The sequence below is a fragment of the Enterococcus sp. DIV1337a genome, assembly GCF_051712285.1.
In the GTDB taxonomy this organism is placed as follows: Bacteria; Bacillota; Bacilli; order Lactobacillales; family Enterococcaceae; genus Enterococcus; species Enterococcus faecalis.
This window is the reverse complement of sequence record NZ_JBIOOP010000001.1, coordinates 433,367-459,155: the sequence shown is the minus strand read 5'-3', so window position 1 is coordinate 459,155 and position 25,789 is coordinate 433,367. Positions and strand designations below refer to the sequence as shown.

The following is a 25,789-nucleotide window of genomic DNA, read 5'->3' as shown; positions in this document are numbered from 1 at the left end:
TTCTTTAGAAAAGAACAAAAAATCTTTTTCTTTTTATATGAAATTTTCTTGTAAATCAAGTCAAACCGCAGTACATTAGTAAGTAGTGATGGAGGCTAAAAATGAAATGAATAATGAAGTACATGAAATTAAACAATTAGATGGTACCCGAATCGGCTTTATCCTTAAAGGCATCGTCGTCGGAATTCTTGTCGGCTTTGTTGTCAGCTTATTTCGCTTAGGCATTGAAAAAATTGGCGAACAAGTCGTTCACCTGTATCAAATGTTTCACGAAAAACCCTTTTGGATGATTCCTTGGTTCTTATTTTCTCTCGTGCTTGCTTATTTATTAGGACGACTGATTAAGAGCGAACCAGCAATTAAAGGCAGTGGCATCCCCCAAGTGGAAGGACAACTCCAAGGTCAATTAGAAATTCACTGGTTGCCAGTGCTTTGGAAAAAATTTATCGGTGGGATCTTAGCGATTAGTCCTGGGCTATTTTTGGGACGTGAAGGTCCTTCAATTCAACTAGGTGCCGTGGTTGGACAAGGCTATAGTCAATGGCGGCAAAGCACCAAGTCTGAAGAAAAAATTTTAATCAGTAGTGGTGCCAGTGCTGGTTTAGCCGCCGCTTTTAATGCACCAATCGCAGGACTTTTATTTGTTCTAGAAGAGGTTCACCATTCCTTTTCACCTTTAGTTTGGTTAACCTCTTTTTCTGCGGCCATTTCCGCTAACTTTGTTTCTTTGCATTTCTTCGGATTGCAACCAGTTCTTTATATTGGTCCCGTTAAATCTTTGCCTTTAGAGTACTACTGGACATTAGTCCTGCTGGGCGTTTTGCTAGGATTATTAGGTTGGATATATCAAAAAACATTGTTGTCCTTACCAAAAGTATATGGAAAAATCAAAGGCCTTTCTTCTAATTATTATGGTTTTGTTCCTTTTATTTTGATTTTACCGATTGGTTATTTCTTTCCACATTTACTTGGCGGTGGGAATCAAATTGTTTTAGCTTTAGGCAATCAACCAGCCACCATTTGGGCTTTAGTCGGCTTACTGGTTTTACGTTTTGTTTTTTCAATGGTTTCTTACGGTTCGAATCTCCCTGGTGGTATTTTCTTGCCTATTCTAACTTTAGGTGCCATTATCGGAACATTGTATGGCAGTCTACTTGTCCAATACGTAGGGATGGATCCAATTTTTGTGAAAAACTTTTTAATTTTTGCCATGGCTGGTTATTTTACTGCGATCGGCAAAGCACCGTTAACAGCGATTATTTTAGTAACAGAAATGGTCGGCAATTTTTCTCATTTAATGTCTTTAGGGGTTGTCGCTTTAGTTAGTTATATTACCATCGATAGTCTTGGCGGCAAGCCAATTTATGAAAGCTTATTAGAACGTTTGGTTCCTTCTAAAGTAAGTAATATTCGTGGCCACAAAACGATTATTGAATTACCTATCACTGCAGAAAGTTCCTTAGATGATACGATGGTACGTGATTTTGTCTGGCCTAAACAAATGTTGCTCACTTCCATTCGCCGTGGCGAATCGGAAATTTTAACACATGGTGATACTGTTATGCATGTTGGCGATGTGCTCATTATTTTGACCGATGAAAAACTCGCTTACCAAGTCAAAAAAGAGATTTATCAAAAAACTTTACCGAATGATTTAGTGAATTAAAGAAAGCTGCTGAACCCAGGTTCAGCAGCTTTCTTTTTTTCTTATGACTGTTTTTTAATTTTTTTGAATGTTTTTGACCGTTTTAGATTGATTAGCGTTTTCATTTGTGCTATTATATCCATGAAATGAGGGATGAAAATGCTTACGGAAGAACGACATCAAAAAATTTTACAATTGTTAGATCAAAAATCAGTCGTCAAATCACAAGAACTTGCTAGCTTGTTCAATGCTTCAGAATCCACAATCCGCCGCGATTTACAAGAATTAGAAGACGCCAATTTGTTAGAACGCATTCACGGTGGCGCCAAGCGTATTCTTAATTTAGGCTTTGAACAAAACATGACGGAAAAATCGAGCAAAAACACGCACGAAAAGCAAAAAATTGCTGCTTTAGCCGCTAGTTGTGTACAAGATGGCGATATGATCTATTTAGATGCTGGTTCAACCACGTTAGAAATGATCCCTTTTTTAGTTGGAAAACAAATCCATGTAGTGACGAATTCCGTGCATCACGCAGCAAAACTTAGCGATATGGAAATTCCCACTATTATGCTCGGTGGTACTTTGAAGCTCTCCACTAAAGCAATCATTGGTGCCACTAGTATGGAACAGCTACAACATTTTCGTTTTAACAAAGCTTTTTTAGGAACTAACGGCGCACATTTAGAGTTTGGTTTAACCACGCCTGATCCCGAAGAAGCCGCATTAAAAGCCTTGGCTATCCATCAAGCAGAAACAGCCTATGTGTTACTGGATCATACAAAATTTAACGAAGTAACGTTTACCAAAGTGGAAGAATTAGAGGCAGTTACTTTATTAACGGACTACTGTCCTGCTGAATCACTTCAAAGATTCCAGCAAAAAACTATTTTAATGGAGGCAAATAAATGATTTACACAGTGACTTTAAACCCTTCTATCGACTTTATCGTTCATGTCGATCATCTACAAATTGGTGATTTGAATCGGATGACGAATGATTTTAAATTACCTGGTGGCAAAGGAATCAACGTTTCACGTATTTTAAAACGCATGGAGACAGAATCCACGGCCTTAGGTTTTTTAGGTGGTTTTACCGGCTCATTCATTGCCGATTGGTTGAAAAAAGAAGAAATCCAAACGAATTTCACTCCCGTGTCGGCTGATACACGGATCAACATTAAATTGAAATCAGATACTGAAACAGAAATTAACGGCTTAGGGCCTGCCCTAACAAACGAAGAAATTCAAGAACTAAAACAAGCAGTTAGTCGTGTTCAGGCTGGTGATATTGTTGTTCTTTCAGGAAGTACACCTGCTTCTCTACGCAAAGGATTTTACGAAGAATTAATCCAAATTGTAAAGGAAAAAGATGCAGAATTTGTTATCGATACGACAGGTGAAGATTTAATGAATGCTTTGGCACAAAAGCCTTTATTGGTCAAACCAAATAATCATGAGTTGGCAGAATTATATCATACAACCTTTACAAGTGTTGAAGACATTATACCTTATGGACATCGGTTACTAGAAGAAGGAGCACAACACGTAATTATCTCAATGGCTGGTGATGGTGCATTACTTTTCACAACAGAAGGTGTTTACCGTTCCAACGTTTTAAAACGCCCATTGAAAAATTCTGTCGGCGCTGGTGACTCAATGATTGCTGGCTTTATTGGCAACTTTTCAAAAACACAAGATCCTTTAGCGGCTTTCAAATGGGGTGTCGCTTGCGGTAGCGCGACTGCTTTTTCTGATGATTTAGCCTCAGAAGATTTTATCCAAGAACTTATTCACGAAGTAACAATTGAAAAAATTTCAGAATAAATCCACTAAGGGAGGAAAATAGAGTGAACATTAATGATTTATTAATAAAAGATGTCATGATTATGGATTTACAAGCGACTGATAAAAAAGGCGCAATTGATGAAATGGTCCAAAAATTATACGATGGTGGCCGCATCTCTGACATTGACACTTACAAAGAAGGAATTTTAAAACGCGAAGCACAAACATCGACTGGTTTAGGAGACGGCATCGCTATGCCTCACGCAAAAAACAGTGCCGTTAAAGAACCGACAGTTCTTTTCGCTAAAAGTAAAAAAGGGGTTGATTATGAAGCACTAGATGGCCAACCTACTTATCTATTCTTCATGATTGCTGCTCCAGAAGGCGCCAATGATACACATCTCCAAGCACTTGCGGCCCTTTCTCGATTACTTATCGATCCAGACTTTGTTGGCAAATTGAAAGAAGCGGAAACTCCAGAAGCAGTCCAAGCTCTTTTCCAAGCAGCAGAAGATCAAAAAGAAGCGGAAGAAAAAGCAGAACAAGAACAAACAACGCCAGCACCAGAAAGCAATCGTAAATATATTATTGCTGTGACTGCTTGTCCTACAGGAATTGCTCATACTTACATGGCCGAAGATGCGCTGAAGAAAAAAGCAAAAGAAATGGGCGTAGACATTAAAGTAGAAACAAACGGTTCAGAAGGAATTAAAAATCGTTTAACTGCTGAAGATATTGCTCGTGCTGATGGCGTGATTGTCGCAGCCGATAAAAAAGTAGAAATGAATCGATTTGATGGTAAAAAATTAGTCAATCGTCCCGTCAGTGATGGAATTCGTAAAACCGAAGAACTAATTAACTTAGCCATTAGTGGTGAAGCTCCTACTTTCCATGGCAGTGACTCGGCTGCAAGCGACCAAGAGGATTCGGCGGAAGGTTCCATCGGTTCTCGTATCTATAAAGATTTAATGAATGGTGTTTCTCATATGTTACCTTTCGTTATTGGTGGCGGAATCGCCATTGCTCTTTCCTTTATGATTGATCAATTTATCGGGGTTCCTCAAGATCAATTAGCCAACTTAGGTAATTACAATGACGTAGCTAGCTGGTTTAACCAAATTGGTGGCGCAGCATTTGGCTTTATGTTACCTGTCTTAGCTGGTTTTATTGCTTCTAGTATTGGGGATCGTCCAGGCTTAGTTGCTGGTTTCGCCGCTGGTGCGTTAGCAAACGCTGGCGGAGCTGGGTTCCTTGGTGCCCTGATCGGTGGTTTCTTAGCTGGTTATGTAGTGGTTCTTTTACGTAAAGTCTTCAAAGGCTTGCCAAAATCATTAGATGGAATTAAAACCATTTTATTCTATCCAGTTTTTGGTTTGATTATTACGGGCTTATTAATGTTAGTCATTAACATCCCGATGAAAGCAATTAACGATGCGTTAAATCATTTCCTACTTGGCTTAGACGGCACAAATGCAGCTTTACTTGGTGCCTTATTAGCTGGTATGATGGCCATCGACTTAGGTGGACCAGTTAACAAAGCTGCTTATGTTTTCGGTACAGCTACGCTAGCAAGTACTGTCGCAGAAGGTGGCAGCGTGGTCATGGCTTCTGTAATGGCTGGCGGAATGGTTCCTCCATTAGCAATTTTCGTAGCAACTCGTTTATTTAAAAACAAATTTACAAAAGATCAACAAGACGCTGGCTTAACCAATATTGTAATGGGACTTTCTTTTGTCACTGAAGGGGCAATTCCTTTTGCAGCAGCTGACCCATTACGTGTGATTCCAAGTTTCGTGGTAGGTTCTGCCTTTACTGGTGCGTTGGTTGGTGCGTTTGGTATCAAATTATTGGCGCCACATGGAGGAATCTTCGTTGTCTTCCTATTAAGTAATCCATTACTATATCTATTGTTCATCTTAATTGGTGCAATTATTTCAGGAATTGTCTACGGACTTTTGAAAAAACCTGTCGTAGTATCTGCTTAAAAAACAGCAAAAAAGCGATTCAACTATGGTTGAATCGCTTTTTTATTATTTTCTCTTTATCGCATAATTTTCTAAATACTCAGGGTTTCCTTTGCTTCTGATATACGTATACACGCCCATCACAAAGGCCCCAAGGGTATTGGTAAATAAATCTCCCATCGTATCCATTAAAGCAACACGCCCAATAAATGGTTGGCCGTTGGACATATTATAGCGTTGTAAGTTCATGTCTCCTAATGAATCGCAGATAAATTCCCAGAATTCCCAAAAGACACCACAAAGTCCCGCAAACGCAAAACCAAATAATAAAAATAACCACGGTGAAACATCGGCATACTTCGTTTTCTTTAATAAGAACCCACCAATGCCATAACCAACAGCGGTTAGCAGCATCGGACTAACAAAGTGTAAAATTTTATCCCAGAACGAAATGATTGAAATCAGATGCAACGAAGTTCCTAGGAATACTGAAATAAATAAGAAAAACCAGTAAAAATAAACGATGGTCGGTGGCATAATAATTTTTAAAAATTTATTGACAAGATCCGGTAAAAAGATCAGACCAATTCCAAGTAAACATTCGATAACAAACGTCACACCTTGTTTTGTTGAATACTTAGCCGTAAAAAATTCCCAGAGATTGTACGTCAAGCATAAGATGCCAAACACCACTAATCCATATTTAATTTTCGAATAATTTTTATCCATTTTGACACATCCTTTCAAAAGTTATTTTATATGAAAAAAACTGTAGATGAAAGACACCTTCCATCTACAGTTTTAGAAAACTCTATCGAATGAAGAGCTTATTAAAAATGTTTATTTTTCAACAGCTGTTTCAGTAATTGTTTCAACAGCACGTTTCATACGAATATCGTGTTCTAACATGTCGTTGTTTAATACTTTACGTACTTGCGCTTCAGGCATGTTGTATTGTTCTGCTAAATCTTTCACTTCAGCATCGATGTCTTCTTGTGTTACTTCGATGTTTTCAGCTTTGGCAACTGCTTCAATCACTAAGTTTGTTTTTGTGCGTGTTTCTGCTTCGCCTTCAAATTGTTTGTGTAAATCTTCTTCTGTAGAACCAGTTAATTGGTAGTACATTTCAGGAGAAATTCCTTGACGTTGCATGTTGTTTAAGAATTCATCCATTGAACGGTGAACTTCGTCGTGAACCATGACGTGTGGTAATTCAACGATTTCAGCATTTTCAACAGCTAAACGAATCGCTTCTTCGTCTTTTGCTTCTTCAGCAGCTGCTTCTTTTGCTTCTGTTAATTCTTTACGGAATTTTTCTTTTAATTCGTCTAATGATTCTACTGAATCGTCAACGTCTTTTGCAAATTCATCATCCAATTCTGGTAATTCTTTTGCTTTTACTTCATGAACAGTAACTTTGAAGACTGCTTCTTTACCAGCTAAATCTTCTGCTTGGTAATCTTCAGGGAAAGTAACGTTTACTTCTACTTCTTCGCCAGCTTTTTTGCCAACTAATTGGTCTTCAAAGCCAGGGATGAATGAATTAGAACCTAGTTCTAATGAGTAATTTTCGCCTTTGCCGCCTTCAAATGCTTCGTCGCCTAAGAAGCCTTCAAAGTCGATAACTACAGTGTCGCCATTTTCAGCAGCGGCATCTTCTTTGATTACTAATTCAGCTTGAGATTCTTGTTCGCGTTTCAAACGTGCTTCCACGTCTTCATCTGTTACTTCACGGTCTTGTTTAGACACTGTTAAGTTTTTGTATTCACCTAATTTTACTTCAGGTTTGACAGTTACTTCAGCAGTGATAACCCAGTCTTCCCCTTTATTCATGCTTTCAACATCAATTTTTGGTTGTGCTACTGGTTCAATTCCTGCTTCTAATACAGCCGCTTCATATGCTTCTGGTAAAACAGCGTTTAACGCATCTTCGTATAACGCTTCTTCTCCATACATACGGTTAAAAACAGTACGTGATACTTTTCCTTTACGGAAACCAGGTACGTTTAAGTTTTTTTTCACTTTATTGAACGCTTGCGTTAATCCTTTTTCGATTACTGCTTGTTCGATTGAAAAAGTTAATACACCATCATTAGTGCCTTTTTTTTCCCATTTCGCAGACATTTGTTTCCCTCCGAATAACATTTAATTTTATACATCAAACTTTATTTATGCATACCTTTAAATAGTACACTATCCCTAGGAAAATGTAAATATTTTAAGTGCTAAGAAGTGAAAGAAAGACGCGATTTTTAGCAAACTATCAGTTTTTTAATTTTTTCGGATTAAAAAAGCATAGAATTTCGAGAAATTTCCTTCTTAAAATCCTAAAAGATTGTGAACAAAATATCTTGTTCACCATAGGATGTAATCGCTTTACTTTATTGATGGACCATTATAGAATGTATGTACTCAATATTCACGTATTATATATTTTCATCATTATACATATAATATCAAAAAAGGAGGTGATGGTTTTGAATAAGTTCGTCTGGGGCATCTTTTCTTGCATCATATCATGGCTTTTTTTATTGCTGACTCAACCGTTGATTACTCATTCTGAAACACTGATGGCCCCTGCAACTCATGCCTCTACTTTTAGTGAAACATTTACCTCAGTTTCAACAGAACAACAAACAACTCAAGCAACCGATATCGTGGAACAAGAAACCGAGCAAACCCACACTTCCTCTGAAAACGATGAACCTATAGCACCTGCGCCAGCTAGTGTTTCTGTTGGTAATAGCAGCTTGAAAAGTACCTTAAGCACGGGAACGTATAACCAAGATATTATCACGCTTTCGTATGAATACAGTGTGACACTTATCGGCTTAGCAATTAATGATCGGCCGATTATTGCTATTCAACTTCCTACAGAAATTTCAAACCAGTTAAATAACGACCCTCTAAAGCAACAAGATTTTCTGACTCTTTTAACAGGAACCGTCAGTTATCCAGGAACAGCCACTCAAGATATTCACAGTCCAACTAACGGTGTCAGCCTCTCTTATAGTAGCACGTATCATTCTGTTTATCTGACTTTTCCAAGTAGCACCTTGGTGTTGCTTCCCGGAACCAAATGGTCTGCCGCCATTTCGTTTGATGTCGGCGCACTTTATAAACGAGGAATTTCAATCCCTCCTGCTCTTAACGGCAAAGATTATCCGATTCGAGGAACCTTTACAGATGTCGGCACTGGATTAGGCGCAATTAATATTATTATTGGGAATAATACAAAAACAGGTGTGATTAGCAAAGCTCAACTTAGTTTAGGTAATTATCCCGTTCCTCAAGTCACACCAGCCAAACTAACTCAACCAAACCATCTGGAAACTACTGTAGCAGGAACCATTCAACAAGTCCAAGACCCAAACTATAGCTACTCTGTTCAATTAACCTTGAACCGCCATGATGGGACCACTACCCCCATTGTGGTGAAGGGGATTTCTGTTGAGGCAGCCGGAAATTTCTCGACCACTTTAGCTTCACCATTAGAATATGGCGACACGCTCTCTACAATTGTCTTTGCTCGTTCAAAAACGTCAACCGACTATATTCAAAGCAGCCCCTCAGCTGAACAAAGTGTCAATTGGTCAATCCAACCAGTCACAAATGTAGCCGCTAATGCCGGCTCAACTCAACTTTCAGGTAAAGCTTCTCAAGCATCTAACGGAACCTATCAAGTTAAAGTACAAATAAATGGTGGTTCTATTTACACAACATCCTTAGATTCCAATGGCCATTTTCAATTTGCTAATTTACCTACTTTCCAAGGAGGAGAAACGGTCAGCTTGTGGATTCAAGGTCTCAGCAATCGCACTGGTCTGCCTTTGCTAACCAGTTCTACTGTTTCTCAAACAGTTGCTTATCCTGTGCCTCAGCTAGCGGTCACGCAAACCATTGAGCGGAAAAATGCACAAGGGCTCTGGGAAGCCGCAAACTCTGTCGTAAGCGGTCAAATCATTCGTTTTACGTTAACCACACGTTTAACCAATCAACCAGCAACGTGGATGAATCAGCAATTACGAGCAACGGTGCCTAAAGGACTGACCCAACTTTCAGCTGCTACATTAACAAAACAATCAGCAGCAGGTTTAAGTACGCCAATAGCTGGGCTTCAACTTTTAACTGATAGTTCCACTGGTTTGCAGTATTGGAGTTATCATAATTCGCTGCCAGCAGATAATTTTACGGAAGCCAATACACAATTCACCTTGCAATATACAGCAACGGTTACAGAAGAATTGATAAACCAATTTCTTTTATTTTCTAGCACGGTTACTGGCAATGATGGTGGCGGAACACCAATTACACCAATCACTAAGGAACAGTCTCTACCCATCAAAAACGGTACCCTCCGTTTTGTGCAGATGCCAACTACAGTTTCCTTTAAAAATTTACCTTTTCCCAGCAAACGAACCATATACTCACCATCGACCATCAGCGCTCCTTTCCTCATTGCCGATGGTCGAGTTGCAAAAACACCGTGGCATTTGTTGGTAAGAGAGAGTCAGCCCATGCATTCAACTTCTACAAATAAAACGATCCAACAAGCTTTCATTTATCGAAAAAATGGCAGTGATTTTCCTATCACCTCTTTAGCAACCGATGTTTATCAATACACCGCAACGGACGATAACAATGTAGAAATCCCTTGGAACCAACAAAATGGACTTTTTTTAAGCGTTGCTCCTGACCTTAATTTAACGGTCAAAGAATCTTACACTGCCGAATTACAATGGATTCTTTCTGATACACCCCTCTAATTAGGATTTAGCTTTTTTAAAAGTTAAAAATAAACAAGAAAGAAGGAACAAAAATGAAAAAGATCGTGCGCATTTCAAGCATTTTGTTCGTTGCTACGCCTCTTATGCTTTTAAATAGTCCAAAAGTTGAAGCTGCTCAAGTCGCTTCTATTCAATCTAACGCTGATATTACTTTTGCTCTTGATAATACTGTCACGTCACCTGTCAGTCCGACGAACCCGTCTCAGCCTGTGACACCTAATCCTGCTGATCCTCATCAACCTGGTACAGCCGGACCCCTTAGTATTGACTATGTTTCAAATATCCATTTTGGGTCAAAACAAATCCAAGCCGGAACAGCAATCTATTCGGCACAACTAGACCAAGTGCAAAATAGTACTGGCGATTTAATTAGCGTGCCAAACTATGTTCAAGTAACTGACAAACGTGGTCTAAATCTTGGCTGGAAATTATCAGTTAAACAGAGTGCGCAATTTGCTACAAGTGATTCAACACCCGCTGTTTTGGATAATGCGTCCTTGACCTTTTTAGCAGCAACCCCCAATTCAACACAGTTGCTTTCTTTGGCGCCATTAACGGTCCCAGTAACCTTGGATCCAACTGGTGCCGCTACTTCTCCTGTGGCGACTGCCGCTCTTTCAACAGGAATGGGCACTTGGACATTAGCTTTTGGTAGCGGAGCGACCGCTGCTCAAGGCATTCAATTAACGGTTCCTGCGACAACGAAAAAAGTTGCAGCTAAACAATATAAAACAACGCTTACTTGGATTTTGGATGATACACCACTTTAAAAGAAAACAAACAAGGTATTGCATGAAACAACTTCATGCAATACCTTCTTATAAAATGTTGTCAAAAAGGAGTGCACACTATGAATCAGCAGCTTTTTAAATGGCTCCATGCTATTAGCGTCATCATTTTTTTATTTTTTATTGGCTCTTATTCTGTAGAAGCAAGCGAAATGACTTTTTCTATAAAAGCCATTTTACCCGACAATCAACGAACCAAAGAGACCAGTTATTTTGATTTACGTGTCGCTCCAAACCAAACACAAAAGCTACAAATCGAACTAACGAATCAAACAGCCAACGACATTACCGTGCTAGCTTCAGCCAATGCAGCGATTACTAATGATAATGGCTTGGCAGATTATTCTCATGCTAAAACAAAAAAAGACCCATCTGCACCTTTTACCTTTAATGAGATTGCACAATTACCAAAAGAAATCCACCTACCTAAACACTCAACAAAGATTGTTGAATGTCAGCTTACTTTGCCAGAAGAACCATTTAAAGGGTATGTTTTAGGAGGACTTTATTTTGAACAAAAGTCAGATGAACAATCTGCTCACTCAGAAAACGGCGTAGCAATCAATAATCGTTTTTCTTATGTAGTTGGCGTCTTACTTAGTGAAACAGATGAACCTGTTCAGCCAGAATTATCTTTAAATGAAGTAAAAACCGATCAAGCTAACGGTCGTAACCGCGTATTAATGAATCTCCAAAACAAACAAGCGGCTATGATTAAAAAATTACAAGTCGATGCCTCTTTATATTATGAAAAAGAAACCAAACCTCGCTACGAAAATCACCAAGAGTCGTTAACAATGGCTCCTAATACAAATTTTAATTATCGGATTGACTTAAAGGAACAACCTTTTGTTCCTGGAAATTATACTGTAAAAATTAAAGCAAACGATGGTTATCAAGACTATTCATGGGAAAAACACTTGGTCATCCAAGAAAAAGAAGCTAAAAAATACAATGCTACCGCCGTCAACCTCCCACCCGAAAAGCACACCAATTTTCCTTGGAAACTGGTGAGTAGCATCACGCTGGTTTTTCTATTCATTTTGGGGAGCACGATTTATTATTTCAAGAAAAAAATACGTGAATCGCAACAATAAAAAAGCACATCGACAATTGTCGATGTGCTTTCATAATCACTTAATTATTTTGTATATTCTTCAACTAATGCAACGACTTCTTCCATCGTGTCGCATTCTTTTAATGCGCGGTCAGCAAGTTCAGCCATTTTAGTTGTGTCTAGACGTTTCATCAAGCTACGTGTTTTAAGGATAGATGTAGCACTCATTGAGAACTCATCTAAGCCCATACCCAATAGTAATGGAACAGCTGTTTGATCGCCCGCCATTTCACCACACATACCAGCCCATTTACCTTCAGCGTGTGCTGCATCAATTACATTTTTAATTAAACGTAAGATTGATGGGTTGTATGGTTGGTATAAGTAAGACACGCGTTCGTTCATGCGGTCTGCCGCCATTGTGTATTGGATTAAGTCGTTGGTTCCAACACTAAAGAAGTCAACTTCTTTGGCAAATTTATCAGCTAATACGGCAGCTGCTGGAATTTCAATCATAATACCTACTTGGATATCGTTTGAAACTTCAACACCTTCGTTGACTAATTTTTGTTTTTCGTCTTCAAAGATTGCTTTCGCTGCTCTAAATTCTTTCAAAGTAGCAACCATTGGGAACATGATACGTAAGTTACCGTGAACAGACGCACGTAATAATGCACGCATTTGTGTACGGAACATGCCGTCACCTAGTTCTGATAAGCTAATACGTAATGCACGGTAACCTAAGAATGGGTTCATTTCGTGTGGTAATGTTAGGTAAGGAAGCTCTTTGTCCCCACCGATATCCATTGTACGAACCACAACTGGTTTTCCTTCCATTCCTTCAAGAACTGCTTTATACGCTTGGTATTGGTCCTCTTCAGTTGGAAAGTCAGATGAATCCATGTATAAGAATTCTGTACGATATAAACCAACAGCTTCGCCGCCGTTTTTGTGTACGCCTTCTAAATCTTTTGGTGTACCAATGTTTGCAGCTAACTCAACATGTTTACCGTCAGCTGTCACTGTTTCTGCATTTTTTAGTTTATCCCATTCTGCTTTTTGATCTGCATAGGCTTTTGCTTCTGCTTCAAATTCAGATTTTTCAGCATCTGTTGGGTCAATAATAACATCCCCAATGATTCCGTTCACTGCTAAAATATCGCCTGCTTTTACTTTGTCAGTAATTTCTTTTGTACCAACGATTGCAGGGATTTCTAACGAACGAGCCATGATTGCTGAGTGAGAAGTACGTCCGCCGATGTCTGTCACAAAGGCTTTAACATACGTACGGTCTAATTGTGCAGTATCACTAGGTGTTAAGTCGTGGGCAACCACGATGACTTCTTCGTTAATCATTGAAGGATTTGGAAGAGTCACACCTAATAAATGTGCTAAGATACGTTTGGCAACGTCACGAATATCTGCTGCACGCTCTTGCATGTAAGCATTATCATCCATTGCTTCAAACATACCAATATACATATCCGTAACTTCTTTCAAGGCAGCTTCTGCATTGACTTTGTTATCTTGGATATTTTGTTTGATTTGACCAACCATTTCTGGGTCAGATAAAACCATTAAATGAGCATCGAAAACTTGCGCTTCTGCTTCACCAAGGCTTTGAGCTGCTTTGTCGCGAATTGCTTGCAACTCTTCAGTAGATTTTGCTAAAGCATCGTCTAAGCGAGTTGCTTCTGCTTCAGTATCTTCTACGGAAGTTTTGTTGAAAGACAAGTCAGGTTGAACTAGCAGGTAAGCTTTAGCAACAGCAACGCCATCACTTGCGGCAATCCCTTTTAGCATCTCAGACATTATTCAGCCAATCCTTCTTTTTGTAATGTTTCAACGATTGCTGCCATTCCTTCAGCTTCGTCAGCACCATCAACAGTGATTGTTACGTCAGAACCTTGACCAACGCCTAAAGACATAACACCCATGATTGATTTTAAGTTAACAGATTTACCTTTGTATTCTAAGTTAATATCTGAGTTAAATTTGCTTGCAGTTTGTACTAATAAAGTAGCTGGACGTGCGTGAATTCCTGTTTCTGCTACAATGTGAAATTCTTTCTTTTCCATATAAATCGGTCTCCTTCGTAAATAAAAAATTTTTATGTTAGGGTTTTCCTTTCTTGATACGCTAAAATCAAACGTCTACTCGAAAAAAGACCCTTTCAGTTTCTAAGATTACCATTTTTTTCTATCTTACACAACACTTTTTGCTTAAATTTCGTGATGTTTTGCACTGACTATTCTTCCTCTTTTTGGTAACGATAAATGATTCGTCCATTTAATCCCGCTTCTCCAACAATTTCCGCGCGATCAGGCAAAGAAATCCAAGCATCACGAAATTGGAAAAATTCATTTTGCTCCACGATTAATTCAGAGATTTCTCCAGCTTTTAATGAAGCAATTTTTTCTACAAAAGGATTTTCAGCCATTGATTTCACCACTCTTTCTCTTAAATATCAACTCTTACAGTTTACTTTAAAACGGCGCAATTGTCTGTAAAAAAATCGAATCTTTGCCTTTTTTTAAACAAGGTCTTTTACTTGATTCTCTTACAAAAAATGCTATAATAACCTCAAAGGTCAAAAATGGTCAAGTGGTTTTATAGACAGAATTTATTCTTGCTATCTAGTACTTGGCTGGTTTGAGGAAAAATGGTCTGTTTACTAGAAATAATAGAGCAAACAACTATTTTTCTGGCCTCAGTTATTTTGAAAGGATGTGTTTCATTCAATGATTTGTCAAAACTGTCAACAAAATGAAGCAACAATTCATTTATATGCAAATGTGAATGGTCAAAGAAAACAACTGGACTATTGCCAAAGCTGCTATCAAAAATTAAAAAATCAAGCAAATAATTCCCCTCAAAATATGGGACAAGACCCTTTTGGCTTTGGGAGTTTAGACGATTTATATCGCTCGCTTTCTCGTCAAATGCAACAAGGTAATCCTTATGAACAACAAACACCACCCACTCAATTTGGTGAGGGTGGCAATGGCGGTCAACCCCCTCGGGGAAGCGCTGGCGCTGGTCAAGGTTTACTAGGCGAGTATGGGATTAACATTACCGAAGCGGCACGCCAAGGAGATATCGATCCTGTGGTAGGACGTGACCAGGAAATTAAGCGGGTCATTGAAATCTTAAATCGCCGCACAAAAAACAATCCCGTTTTAATCGGTGAACCAGGTGTCGGTAAAACAGCCGTTTTCGAAGGTTTAGCCCAAAAAATTGTCGATGGCGATGTGCCCCAAAAATTATTGGACAAAGAAGTCATTCGTTTAGATGTGGTTTCACTTGTTCAAGGAACTGGTATTCGCGGACAATTTGAAGAACGGATGCAAAAATTGATTGAAGAAATCACTGAAGCTGAAAATGTCATTTTATTTATTGATGAAGTCCATGAAATTGTGGGTGCTGGCGCTGCTGGTGATGGCAATATGGATGCTGGCAATATTTTAAAACCAGCCTTAGCACGTGGTGAATTACAATTAGTCGGTGCCACAACTTTAAATGAGTACCGTATTATTGAAAAAGACGCTGCCTTAGAACGTCGGATGCAACCAGTCCAAGTCGATGAGCCAACCGTTGCCGAAACCATTACGATTTTACGTGGTCTGCAAAAACGTTATGAAGATTATCATCATGTCAAATATACAGATGAAGCGATTAACGCAGCAGCAAACTTATCCAACCGTTACATTCAAGATCGCTTTTTACCAGATAAAGCGATTGACTTGTTAGATGAATCTGGTTCTAAAATGAATCTAACCATTCAACTCGTCGATCCAAAAACAATTGATAAAAAATTAGCAGAAGCGGAACAACAAAAACAACAAGCTTCCGCAGAAGAAGATTTTGAAAAAGCGGCTTACTATCGTGATCAAATCAATAAATTACAAGCAATGAAAGAAAAACAAATCAGCGATGAAGAAACACCAGTCATCTCTGAAAAAGATATTGAAGCCATTGTGGAACAAAAAACTGGTATTCCTGTTGGTGACTTAAAAGAAAAAGAACAAACCCAATTGAAAAATTTAGCTGTTGACTTAAAAGCTCACGTTGTCGGACAAGATGATGCTGTCGATAAAGTAGCTAAAGCGATTCGTCGCAATCGTGTAGGCTTAGGCAAGCAAAACCGTCCAATTGGTTCCTTCTTATTTGTAGGGCCAACAGGCGTTGGTAAAACAGAATTAGCAAAACAATTAGCCTTTGAGCTATTCGGTTCAGAAGATTCGATGGTTCGTTTTGATATGAGTGAGTATATGGAAAAACACAGTGTGTCTAAACTGATTGGTTCTCCTCCAGGCTATGTTGGGTATGACGAAGCTGGACAACTCACAGAAAAAGTCCGTCGTAATCCTTATAGTTTAATTTTATTGGATGAAATTGAAAAAGCGCATCCTGATGTTTTACACATGTTTTTACAAATTCTCGACGATGGTCGTTTAACAGATGCACAAGGTCGTACAGTCAGCTTTAAAGACACCATCATTATCATGACAAGTAATGCTGGAACAGGAGCTGTGGAAGCCAACGTTGGCTTCGGTGCTGCCCGTGAAGGTGTGACTAAATCTGTTTTAGGTCAATTGAACAACTTCTTCACCCCCGAATTCCTTAACCGTTTCGATGGTATTATCGAATTCAAAGCATTAAGCAAAGAAAACCTGATGAACATTGTCAGCTTGATGTTAGAAGAAGTAAATGGCTTATTAGCTAAACAAAAATTACACATTGAGGTTCCAACAGAAGTCAAAGAGAAACTCGTTGATTTAGGTTATGATCCTGCAATGGGCGCTCGTCCTTTACGTCGAACAATTCAAGAACAAATTGAAGACGGCATTGCTGAATACTATCTAGATCATCCTGAAAATCATCAATTAGTCGCAGCGTTAGATAACGAAGGTAAAATTATCGTAACTGGCGCACAAGAAGTGACTAAAACAGAAACTTCAACATCTGACCAAGCAGAATAATCAAAAATCCACACGCATTAATAACAATGCGTGCGGATTTTTTTTTATGCTTTTCACTTTTTATTTTCATCAAAAAAAACTATAATAGAAGAAAGATCTTCGTATACTTGTTCCTCAGAGAAAAAATTCAATCTGGAACTCCTGTACATAATTGGAAACGCTCTTTTGCAGCACACAACTATAATGAGGTGATAAAATGAAATTAGTGAATGTGACCAATAGCTACAAACAATTAGTAAATAAACAATTGGAAAACACGGATGCTTACTTTGTAAAAGTCTACTCAGCAGGAAACACGACCGCTGTCTATTCGGAAGCAGCTCACCATGTGGAAGTTCTGATTATGAATAAAAATCGTCGTATTCGTCCGACAGAAGTAAAAGAAATTTTAGCAAAATTGTTAAAACGATTACCTAAAGAGGCTTATGACCCAGATGAAATTTCTATCATTGAGTTAAACCATGTGACCGAAGTGTCTGTTCCGTTAAAAGTTTCTCTCATGGAAAACTAAAAAACTGCCGAAGTTTCCCCACTTCGGCAGTTTTTTAATTTATTGTGACGTTATTTTTTTTACAAGGCTTTGATAATTTTCCGACCAGGCTTCCTCATTTGTCAGACTGACTAATTTGTTTTCCTCAATTGCTTTTTTTCTTAAGTCATCCACTTCTTTTTTGAAATTTTCTCCCGATTTTTGAGCATAATCTTTTGAAAAATATTTTGATTGGCGGGAATAAGCCTTCAGTTTCGCATCTTTAATCTCTTCTTCTGTATCTGCAAAATATTCATCATAACGAAGATCGGTTATTTTCCCTGAATCTTTTAACGTAATAACAGTTAAACGTCCAGAAAGCCCCTCTCCAAAATCTTCTGTTAGACTTGTATAATGTTCTTTTGATGGTTCTTTAATTTCCTTGGCTAAAGCCCTAGCAGCAGGAAGATAGCCATTATTAGCGCTATTGGATTGACCTTTGGCTGTCTGGAAGGCGCCATCTAGACGATTTTCAGCAACCATTTGATTTTCTAAAAAAGTCATCGTATTAACAACGGTCACTAAGGATTGATCGGTTCGGGCGTTGTTCGCTTGAAAATTTGCATAGCCGGATAAACGTTTTGTCACTCCTGCCCATTCTTCAGAATAATAGTTTTTAGGTCCGCGTTCATCAAATTCCACTAACTGAATTTGTTGATCCTTAACAACGACATCAATTAAAGCCGTATAGCCGCCATCAAACACGACTTCATGATGATAATAATCCCCTTGAACTTCTCCGATTTCTGGACGACCTGACCAATACATCTTCTGGGCTTTTTCTTCTGGACTAATTACTGATTGTCCATTATTAGCTTCTACTGTAGCGCCAGAAACAGCATCAACTTCAAAGGTATGTCCATTACGCTCATAACTCACTTTGGCAGCACTCTCTTTCGATTGATTATTCGTGTTTGCCTGCGCCTCCTGCTTTATAGAAGTGGCATTAGTGGCTGCCGAGGCACCACTCGTTACTTGGCCTGCTTCTGCTTCAGTACTTTCTTTCATTTTTTCAGTTCGTTGATCTGGTTGGCACCCCATTAAAACAATCATTGAACAAAATAACCCGACAACTATCTTTTTAGTTTTCATTTTTCCTCCTTTTAAAACTCATTGAATTACCATTTAATTTTAATATAAGTAGGATGAAAAGTATAGCTACGCAATTGTTTTTTCTTCATATGGCGATAAACTTAACTGTCCAGATAAATATTCACCTAAATAGATTTCCTGTAATCTTTGGAAGCCTTGTTCTTGGATTTGCGTTAATAGCCAGTGCTCATCTTTTTTGATTAACTCCAGGACATCCATGTTGGCTTGACCGTCCACAATAATCGGGTAACGAATACTTTCATCGCCGTATTCGACGATCGTTAATTGACCGTTTTGTTCTAAAACCGCCCGTTTAACAAGCTGGACTTCATAAATACCATTTGCTCGTAGTTTAAACATCAGATCATTTGCAGAAATACCATTTTTCAAACATTCCTTCACCTCAACCTGTCCATCCTTAATTAAAGTAATGGGTTTACCATCCACAATTTGTTTCACATAGCGATTGTGTTCTTTTGCAAATTTTAAAATTAAGACTAATAATGTCCACAAAATTAACACTAATACAAATTGGAGTACCGTAATTGAATCATTATAAATGACACCACCAATAATGCCCCCCAATACATAGTTTTGCACTTGATCCATGGCCGATGTGGGCGCCAAATTGCCTTTTCCCATCAAATTAATTTGGACAATTAAACAAATAATACCTAAAGCAAATTTAATAATAATTGGACTATAAAACTGCATTAATTTTCCCTCACTTTACTTTATTATTTCAATCGTTGGTGTTAATAAATACGTTTCTTGTAACGTATAAGACTGCTGATCCGTACTTAAACTCATTTTATAAAAGACTTCGTCAATTTTAACTATGGTTCCGTCAGCCAATTGTGTACCATTGACATAAACTTTTTCTGGAGAAACCTTTTTTTCCTGTGCCACTTGTTCAACAAAATGTACCATTTGTGAAGATTGTGAATGCTGATTTTGGTTCAGTTGATAATTGGAATATTGAACTCCTAAAACAAATAACAATGATAAAAAAATAATAATACTTAATTCACGATATTTCGTTTGAATTTGATGTCGCACATAGAAACTAAACACAATGACTAGCCCGATTAACAAAGCAAAAATAAAAAAATACTTTAAGTAATCATTTAAATTAGATTGGCCTTTTAAATACTCGATGCCATAAAAATTCATGTTCTTGTCCACTCCTTGATAGGTTCGTTATAGTAATTATTCTATCTCAAAAAAAACAATCACGCTTGCTTTAGTGCTTTATAAGAAGAAAAAGCTCAGCGCAATCATCTTGAGAATGACTACGCCGAGCTTCAATCTTCTAAAGATTCAGCTACTGATTGATTACAAATTAATTTTACATCAAACTTTTCAGTTCAACATCTGGATATTTATCCGCAAACCAGCGTTCCGCAAATTGGTTTTCAAACAAGAACAATGGTTGGTCGAAACGGTCCCGTGCCAAAATGTTTCGGCTAGAGCTCATGCGTTCATCTAAATCTTCTGGATTAATCCAGCGGGCAATTTTAGAACCCATTGGCGTCATTACCACTTCGGCGTTATATTCATTAGACATTCGGTATTGGAAAACTTCAAACTGCAATTGACCTACCGCGCCAATGATGTATTCTTCCGTTAAATATGTTTTATATAATTGAATGGCTCCTTCTTGAACCAGTTGGTAAATGCCTTTGTGGAAAGATTTTTGTTTCATCACGTTTTTGGCAGTCACTTTCATGAATAATTCAGGGGTAAATGACGGTAACTCTTCATATTGAACATTCATTTTCCCTTCATACAAAGTATCGCCAATTTGGTAATTTCCCGTGTCGTACACGCCGATAATATCGCCTGCAACAGCTTCTGTGACGTTTTCGCGGGCATCCGCCATAAATTGCGTCACGTTACTTAATTTGACTTTTTTACCTGTTCTACCTAAGGTCACGTCCATGCCTCTTTCAAAAACACCTGAACAAATTCGAACAAAGGCAATTCGATCACGATGGGCTGGGTTCATATTCGCTTGAATTTTAAAGACAAAGCCTGAAAATTCTTTTTCGTAAGGACTTACTTCGCCGCCCTCTTCTGTTTTATGCGCATGTGGTGCAGGCGCAAATTGTAAGAAGGTTTCTAAAAATGTTTGAACCCCAAAGTTTGTCAAAGCAGAACCGAAGAAGACCGGCGTTTGATCACCGCGAGCGATTTTTTCCTCGCTAAATTCATCACCTGCTTCTACCAATAACTCAACATCTTCCAACACTTGTTGATAAACACTGTTATCGTGCAATGGTAAATCGCTTGGGATATCGCCATCTTTTAAGGGAATAAAACGCTCCCCGCCATTATTTTCTGGACGATATAATTCCACACGTTCATTATAAATATCGTATAGACCTTCTAGCCCCTTCCCCATACCAATTGGCCAGTTCATTGGATAAGATTCAATATCCAAAAGTTCTTCCAATTCTTCTAAAAGTTCCAATGGTTCCCGTCCGTCACGGTCCAATTTGTTAATAAAGGTAAAAATTGGAATACCACGTTTTTTAACAACTTGGAAAAGTTTTTTCGTTTGTGCTTCAATCCCTTTGGCACTATCAATAACCATTACAGCACTATCCACGGCCATTAATGTCCGATACGTATCCTCTGAGAAATCCTCATGCCCTGGGGTATCCAAGATATTAATCCGTTTGTCTTGATAGTCAAACTGCATCACAGAACTCGTTACCGAAATTCCCCGTTGTTTTTCAATTTCCATCCAGTCAGATTTGGCAAAGTTGCCTGTTTTTTTCCCTTTGACTGTTCCAGCTTGGCGGATGGCGCCCCCAAATAATAGTAATTGTTCAGTAATCGTTGTTTTCCCAGCATCCGGATGGGAAATAATCGCAAACGTACGGCGACTATCGACTGCTTCTTTTTGATTGATCGTCATAAAAATCTCCTTATCACTTGTGATGTCTATTTATTTATTTTCTTCAGCATAATTTTTGTTTAACCTTTGCTAGTATATCATGTCAAGCCTTGAGAATAAAGAGCGGCTATTGGCTGTTTTTTAAAAGGAAAACCTGCGACATTAGTCAAAATGACTGATGCCACAGGTTATTTTTAACGTCTTGGTTCGTCATCTTCCAACTCTTTACGGAAAAAACGACGATTTTCTTCTGGTTCTTCATCGACAGTTTCTTCATCATAGAAATAAACGCGTAAGACTAGCAAACGTGTGCCTTCCATTTCTTCAGCAGTTAACTTAATATTGCCCACTTCAAAAGAAGGTTTTTCTCCTTCATCAGGAATGGTTCCTAACGCTGTAATTAAGTAACCTGCCATCGTATCAACATCGCTCATGTGTAAATCTGTTTCGAATACTTCATTAAATTCGTCAATTAACATGCGCCCTTGAACCAAATATTCATTGTCATCTACTTGTGTATATAAATTTTCTACTTCATCTGTTTCATCATCAATTTCACCAACGATTTCTTCTAGTAAGTCTTCCAGTGTTGCTAAACCAACAACACCGCCATATTCATCTAGTAAAATCGCCATTTGGTTTTGTGTTCGTTTTAACTCATAAAGTAAATCATCAATAAAAATGGTTTCTGGAACAAATAATGGTTCTTGGATGATTGCGCCTAATTCAATGTTTTCAAAGCCTAAATTACGTGCAGCTTTTAATAACGTTTTGGTATGTAAAATACCAACAATTTTATCTTTGTCTTCACTATAAACAGGAATCCGAGAATAATTTTCTCCTAAAATTAAATTGATGTTTTCTTGGACATCATCTTGGATATCAACCATGAATGCGTCTGTCCGAGGAACCATTACTTCTCGTGCCACTTTTGTATCTAATGAAAAGACACCTTGTAGCATTTCTAGTTCTTCGTTTTCCAAAACACCTTCTGTTTCAAGCATGTAGCGCATTTCATCTCGTGTCATCTTCGAATCAGCATCATCGAAAGTCATTGGTGTGATTTTAGATAATAAATCGGTCGAAGCCGATAGCAACCAAACGAAGGGACGCGCGATGACTCCTAAAAAGCGGACTGCACCAGAAGTCAATTGAGCGACTTCTTCTGATTTATTCATAGCAATTCGTTTAGGATATAATTCACCAAATACAATAGAAACGTACGTTAACAATGCTAAGATAATGATACTGGCAAGACTCTTAGCTGCGGCGCCACCACCTAATACAGGGGCCAAACGACTAGATAAAGTCTCTGCTAATGAAGCACCAGATAGGATATTAACCAAAGTAATCCCTACTTGGATTGTGGATAAAAAGTTATTGGGGTCTTGCAATACCTTAAGCAATTTTTGAGCTTTTGCGTCGCCGTCTTCCGCTTTTTGTTCCACACGATTCTTGTTAACAGATACGACTGCAATTTCCGCCGCTGCCAAAAAGGCATTGATAAACGTCAACACGACTAATAATAGAAGTTGCGCAATTAGCGACTGACTCTCAGGGTCAGCATTATTCATAATGTTCTCTCTCTCCTTAATTGTTGATAATTCTGAGGCTGTACTTTCGTACTCTTTTAACGTTCTTCCTCTTTTTATGGTTAGGCTTAGAAACAGACACAATCAGTATTATGACAGGTTATTTTCTATCCTAATCCATAAAATCATAGCACGAAAGATTAGCGGATTCAATCATTAACCGTTATTTTCTTTCGTATTTGTTTCATTCCCTAAAAGAACGGCATTGGTAACTTTTTCACTACGACCCGCTTTGACCATATCAATAACATAGTAGATAATGGTCCGGCAGATTGCGTAAAATGGGACACCGAGGAAAATACCTAGCAAACCTGCTAAATTTCCTGCTACCAATAAAATTAAAATAATCGTTAATGGATGGATTTTTAGAGATTTTCCAATAACGTTTGGATAAATAATATTTCCGTCCAATTGTTGAACCACTAGCACCACTAAACAACATAAGGCTGCTTTGACGGGTTCATTAAAGATGGTCACTAAGACAGCGGGCGCTAAGCCTAAATAAGGGCCTAGATAGGGAATCAAATTCGTAAAGCCGGCAATGACACCAAATAAAAAGGCATAACGAACGCCAAGTAATGAATACCCAATAATCGTAAATGTACCGACAAATAAACATTCAATCGCTTGTCCACTAATATAACTAGATAAAGTTTGGTTCAATTGTCCTAAAAGATCTACAATATCATCTTTTCTTTTCTCAGGTAAAAAGCGCTGAATCGCTGGTACTAGCTTATCACCATCTTTTAACATATAAAATAAAATAAATGGCGCAGTGACCAAAACAATAGTGGTTGATGCCACCGTTGATACGATTGAACCTAAGCTACTTGATAAACTACTTAAAAATTGTTGGATAATGTTTGCATAAGAAATATCCATTTTTTCAATATAGCTTGTTAAATCAATTTGTTTAAAAATAGGTAACTCCGCAATCTCATAAATCCAGGTCTCCACTTGTTTAAAGAAATCCGGCATACTTGATGCTAAACTAGCTAGCTGATCTGCCAACTTAGGGATAATTGTTAATAAGATCAGAACTAAGGCGATGATTAGTAATAAGAATACCAGTAAGACGGCATAAATTCGTTTCATTTTCGTCTTCATTAGTAGATTGACCACAGGATTTAGTAAATAATACAAAAAGCCTGCTACTAAGACTGGGGCAAACAACGTTGAAAAGAATGTCCCAATCGGTGCAAATAAGAAATTAATTTTCGAAGCAATAAATAATAGCATGGCCACGACAAGTAATTCAACTGACCAGAAAAATAATTTCGATTCTTTAAATCGATTAATCACAGCGGCTCCTCCTTTATTTTTATTCAATTGTTGCTGTTTTATTTTATCACACCTTCCCCCCTCAGTCATTGAGAATACTTCATTGCTAGAACTTTTTCGTGGTATAATAAAATAGAAACAGATTCTGAACTTGGGGGTTTTTCTATGCATGTAGCTCAAACCAAAGATACCATGAGTGATCTTTATTTAGATGCTGTCCGGCTTCGCCAACGCGTATTCGTAGCGGAACAAGGGGTACCAGAAGAGATGGAAATCGATGAATATGAAGCATGTTGTATTCACTTTGTTTTGTATACAGATCATGTAGCTGTCGCAACTTGTCGCTTGCTTCCACTAGAAAATGGCGTTATAAAATTACAACGAATGGCCGTTGAAAAAGCTTACCGTGGCGCCGACTATGGACGAGTGATTATGGAAGCGGCGGAAAATTTTGCCAAAGAACAAGGCTACCACAAGATTACACTAGGGGCACAAGTCACCGCTGTAGGCTTTTATGAACGTTTAGGCTATCAAAAAACAGGGGCGCCTTTTATGGATGCCGGCATTGAACACTACGAAATGAATAAAGAACTATAACATCATTTAAATCAGAAAATTTAGAGCTTGGAGCATTAGCCATTTTGGCTAATGCTCCAAGCTCCTTTTGTGGGCTGTTTACATCGGCTATTTTTTTGATAGCTGTTGATAACGTTGATACCAGATATCTACATATTCGGGCGAGAAGGGGCCTTTTTCGTTATTAATCCAATCCACTAAAGTCTTGACATTTTCTTTTAAAATGAAGTCAATATCTTCTGGATAATCCATTAGTTTACTATGAAATTCATATTCATCAACGTCTAGTAAACGTTTTTCACCATCTGGAAAAACCTTGATATCTAAATCATAATCAATATACTTCAACGCTTCGTCATCTAAAACATACGGCGAAGCCAGATTGCAGTAATACGAAACCCCCTTTTCTCTAATCATTGCTATTATATTGAACCAATATTTCTTGTGAAAATAAACAATGGCTGGTTCACGAGTCACCCACCGACGTCCGTCGGATTCCGTTACTAACGTGTGATCGTTCACACCAATTAAAGAATACTCGCTCGTTTTTAGTACCATCGTATCACGCCACGTTCGATGTAAATGTCCGTCATGTTTATAACTCTGAATGGTTACAAACTCGCCTTCTTTAGGAATTCCCATAATACCCCAACTTTCCCCAAATAAAGTAAAGCAATGTTACTTTTTGGGTGTTCATACATCGATATCGAAATAATTATATCATATCTTTTGAGTTTGCGTACATTGAGTTCACTTAAAGAAGACGATTTCTGAAAAAATTTAATTTAGATGACCAATTAGTTCAAA

At 38.1% G+C, this 25,789-nt stretch carries 22 protein-coding genes; 10 read left to right on the top strand and 12 right to left on the bottom strand.

Annotation, left to right across the window (positions count from 1 at the left end; genetic code table 11):
• Positions 1–106: 106 nt before the first annotated feature.
• From IGL49_RS02300 to IGL49_RS02285, 4 genes are all read left to right on the top strand, one after another.
• Complete coding sequence (locus tag IGL49_RS02300) at positions 107–1,666, top strand: ClC family H(+)/Cl(-) exchange transporter (RefSeq protein ID WP_104853959.1); 1,560 nt, start codon at positions 107–109, stop codon at positions 1,664–1,666.
• Between the two features lie 138 nt (positions 1,667–1,804).
• Positions 1,805–2,557 (top strand): DeoR/GlpR family DNA-binding transcription regulator, encoded by a 753-nt coding sequence (locus IGL49_RS02295; RefSeq protein ID WP_104853958.1) that lies wholly within the window; start codon positions 1,805–1,807, stop codon positions 2,555–2,557.
• Positions 2,554–3,471, top strand: a complete 918-nt coding sequence (gene pfkB, locus IGL49_RS02290) for a 1-phosphofructokinase (protein ID WP_104853957.1) — start codon at positions 2,554–2,556, stop codon at positions 3,469–3,471. The genes IGL49_RS02295 and pfkB overlap by 4 nt, the downstream gene beginning before the upstream one ends.
• A 23-nt stretch (positions 3,472–3,494) precedes the next feature.
• Complete coding sequence (locus IGL49_RS02285) at positions 3,495–5,417, top strand: PTS fructose transporter subunit IIABC (protein WP_104853956.1); 1,923 nt, start codon at positions 3,495–3,497, stop codon at positions 5,415–5,417.
• A 45-nt stretch (positions 5,418–5,462) separates the two neighbouring features.
• Here the strand turns inward: IGL49_RS02285 and IGL49_RS02280 are convergent, their stop codons facing one another.
• The gene (locus IGL49_RS02280; RefSeq protein WP_104853955.1) at positions 5,463–6,125 is read right to left on the bottom strand and encodes a hypothetical protein; all 663 of its coding nucleotides are present in this window, start codon (positions 6,123–6,125) and stop codon (positions 5,463–5,465) included.
• Between the two features lie 111 nt (positions 6,126–6,236).
• The gene (gene tig, locus IGL49_RS02275) at positions 6,237–7,520 is read right to left on the bottom strand and encodes a trigger factor (protein WP_002355556.1); all 1,284 of its coding nucleotides are present in this window, start codon (positions 7,518–7,520) and stop codon (positions 6,237–6,239) included.
• 263 nt (positions 7,521–7,783) lie between these two features.
• Between tig and IGL49_RS02270 the strand changes: the two genes are divergently transcribed.
• From IGL49_RS02270 to IGL49_RS02260, 3 genes are read left to right on the top strand one after another with little or no spacing between them, the layout of a single operon-like run.
• Positions 7,784–10,162: a hypothetical protein gene (locus IGL49_RS02270; RefSeq protein WP_164982904.1), complete on the top strand. Its 2,379-nt coding sequence runs from the start codon at positions 7,784–7,786 to the stop codon at positions 10,160–10,162.
• Between the two features lie 53 nt (positions 10,163–10,215).
• Positions 10,216–10,953 (top strand): WxL domain-containing protein, encoded by a 738-nt coding sequence (locus IGL49_RS02265; RefSeq protein WP_104853953.1) that lies wholly within the window; start codon positions 10,216–10,218, stop codon positions 10,951–10,953.
• Positions 10,954–10,988: 35 nt separating this feature from the next.
• Positions 10,989–12,068, top strand: coding sequence for a DUF916 and DUF3324 domain-containing protein (locus IGL49_RS02260; RefSeq protein ID WP_164982905.1), 1,080 nt, complete (start codon positions 10,989–10,991; stop codon positions 12,066–12,068).
• Between the two features lie 44 nt (positions 12,069–12,112).
• Here the strand turns inward: IGL49_RS02260 and ptsP are convergent, their stop codons facing one another.
• The 3 genes from ptsP to IGL49_RS02245 all read right to left on the bottom strand — a co-directional run bounded on the left by ptsP (position 12,113) and on the right by IGL49_RS02245 (position 14,468).
• Positions 12,113–13,840 carry a phosphoenolpyruvate--protein phosphotransferase gene (ptsP, locus tag IGL49_RS02255; protein ID WP_002363173.1) on the bottom strand — a complete coding sequence of 576 codons (1,728 nt, stop codon included), beginning with the start codon at positions 13,838–13,840 and terminating at the stop codon, positions 12,113–12,115.
• Positions 13,840–14,106, bottom strand: a complete 267-nt coding sequence (locus tag IGL49_RS02250) for a phosphocarrier protein HPr (RefSeq protein WP_002355551.1) — start codon at positions 14,104–14,106, stop codon at positions 13,840–13,842. Before IGL49_RS02250 ends, ptsP begins: the two co-directional genes overlap by 1 nt.
• Positions 14,107–14,276: 170 nt before the next feature.
• Positions 14,277–14,468 (bottom strand): hypothetical protein, encoded by a 192-nt coding sequence (locus tag IGL49_RS02245; RefSeq protein WP_002366170.1) that lies wholly within the window; start codon positions 14,466–14,468, stop codon positions 14,277–14,279.
• A gap of 301 nt (positions 14,469–14,769) precedes the next feature.
• On the opposite strand from IGL49_RS02245, the gene IGL49_RS02240 reads away from it, so the two are divergent.
• Positions 14,770–17,010, top strand: a complete 2,241-nt coding sequence (locus IGL49_RS02240) for an ATP-dependent Clp protease ATP-binding subunit (RefSeq protein WP_174128028.1) — start codon at positions 14,770–14,772, stop codon at positions 17,008–17,010.
• Positions 17,011–17,206: 196 nt separating this feature from the next.
• Positions 17,207–17,521, top strand: coding sequence for a DUF1827 family protein (locus tag IGL49_RS02235; protein ID WP_002355547.1), 315 nt, complete (start codon positions 17,207–17,209; stop codon positions 17,519–17,521).
• Between the two features lie 39 nt (positions 17,522–17,560).
• Here IGL49_RS02235 and IGL49_RS02230 read toward each other — a convergent pair whose 3' ends face one another.
• The 6 genes from IGL49_RS02230 to IGL49_RS02205 all read right to left on the bottom strand — a co-directional run bounded on the left by IGL49_RS02230 (position 17,561) and on the right by IGL49_RS02205 (position 24,496).
• Positions 17,561–18,631 carry a hypothetical protein gene (locus IGL49_RS02230; RefSeq protein WP_104853951.1) on the bottom strand — a complete coding sequence of 357 codons (1,071 nt, stop codon included), beginning with the start codon at positions 18,629–18,631 and terminating at the stop codon, positions 17,561–17,563.
• 66 nt (positions 18,632–18,697) lie between these two features.
• On the bottom strand, positions 18,698–19,345 hold the full coding sequence (locus IGL49_RS02225; RefSeq protein WP_104853950.1) for a DUF421 domain-containing protein: 648 nt from the start codon (positions 19,343–19,345) through the stop codon (positions 18,698–18,700).
• A gap of 15 nt (positions 19,346–19,360) precedes the next feature.
• On the bottom strand, positions 19,361–19,804 hold the full coding sequence (locus IGL49_RS02220) for a DUF3290 domain-containing protein (protein WP_104853949.1): 444 nt from the start codon (positions 19,802–19,804) through the stop codon (positions 19,361–19,363).
• Between the two features lie 175 nt (positions 19,805–19,979).
• A complete protein-coding gene (locus IGL49_RS02215; RefSeq protein ID WP_104853948.1) occupies positions 19,980–21,554 on the bottom strand; it encodes a peptide chain release factor 3 in 1,575 nt (524 codons plus the stop codon).
• Between the two features lie 173 nt (positions 21,555–21,727).
• Positions 21,728–23,107 carry a hemolysin family protein gene (locus IGL49_RS02210; protein ID WP_104853947.1) on the bottom strand — a complete coding sequence of 460 codons (1,380 nt, stop codon included), beginning with the start codon at positions 23,105–23,107 and terminating at the stop codon, positions 21,728–21,730.
• Positions 23,108–23,281: 174 nt separating this feature from the next.
• Entirely contained in the window at positions 23,282–24,496 is a 1,215-nt protein-coding gene (locus IGL49_RS02205; RefSeq protein ID WP_002384914.1) for an AI-2E family transporter, read from the bottom strand.
• Between the two features lie 75 nt (positions 24,497–24,571).
• On the opposite strand from IGL49_RS02205, the gene IGL49_RS02200 reads away from it, so the two are divergent.
• Entirely contained in the window at positions 24,572–25,003 is a 432-nt protein-coding gene (locus tag IGL49_RS02200; protein WP_104853946.1) for a GNAT family N-acetyltransferase, read from the top strand.
• Positions 25,004–25,090: 87 nt separating this feature from the next.
• Here the strand turns inward: IGL49_RS02200 and bph are convergent, their stop codons facing one another.
• Positions 25,091–25,624, bottom strand: coding sequence for a biofilm phosphatase Bph (bph, locus tag IGL49_RS02195; protein ID WP_002355538.1), 534 nt, complete (start codon positions 25,622–25,624; stop codon positions 25,091–25,093).
• Positions 25,625–25,789: the final 165 nt, after the last annotated feature.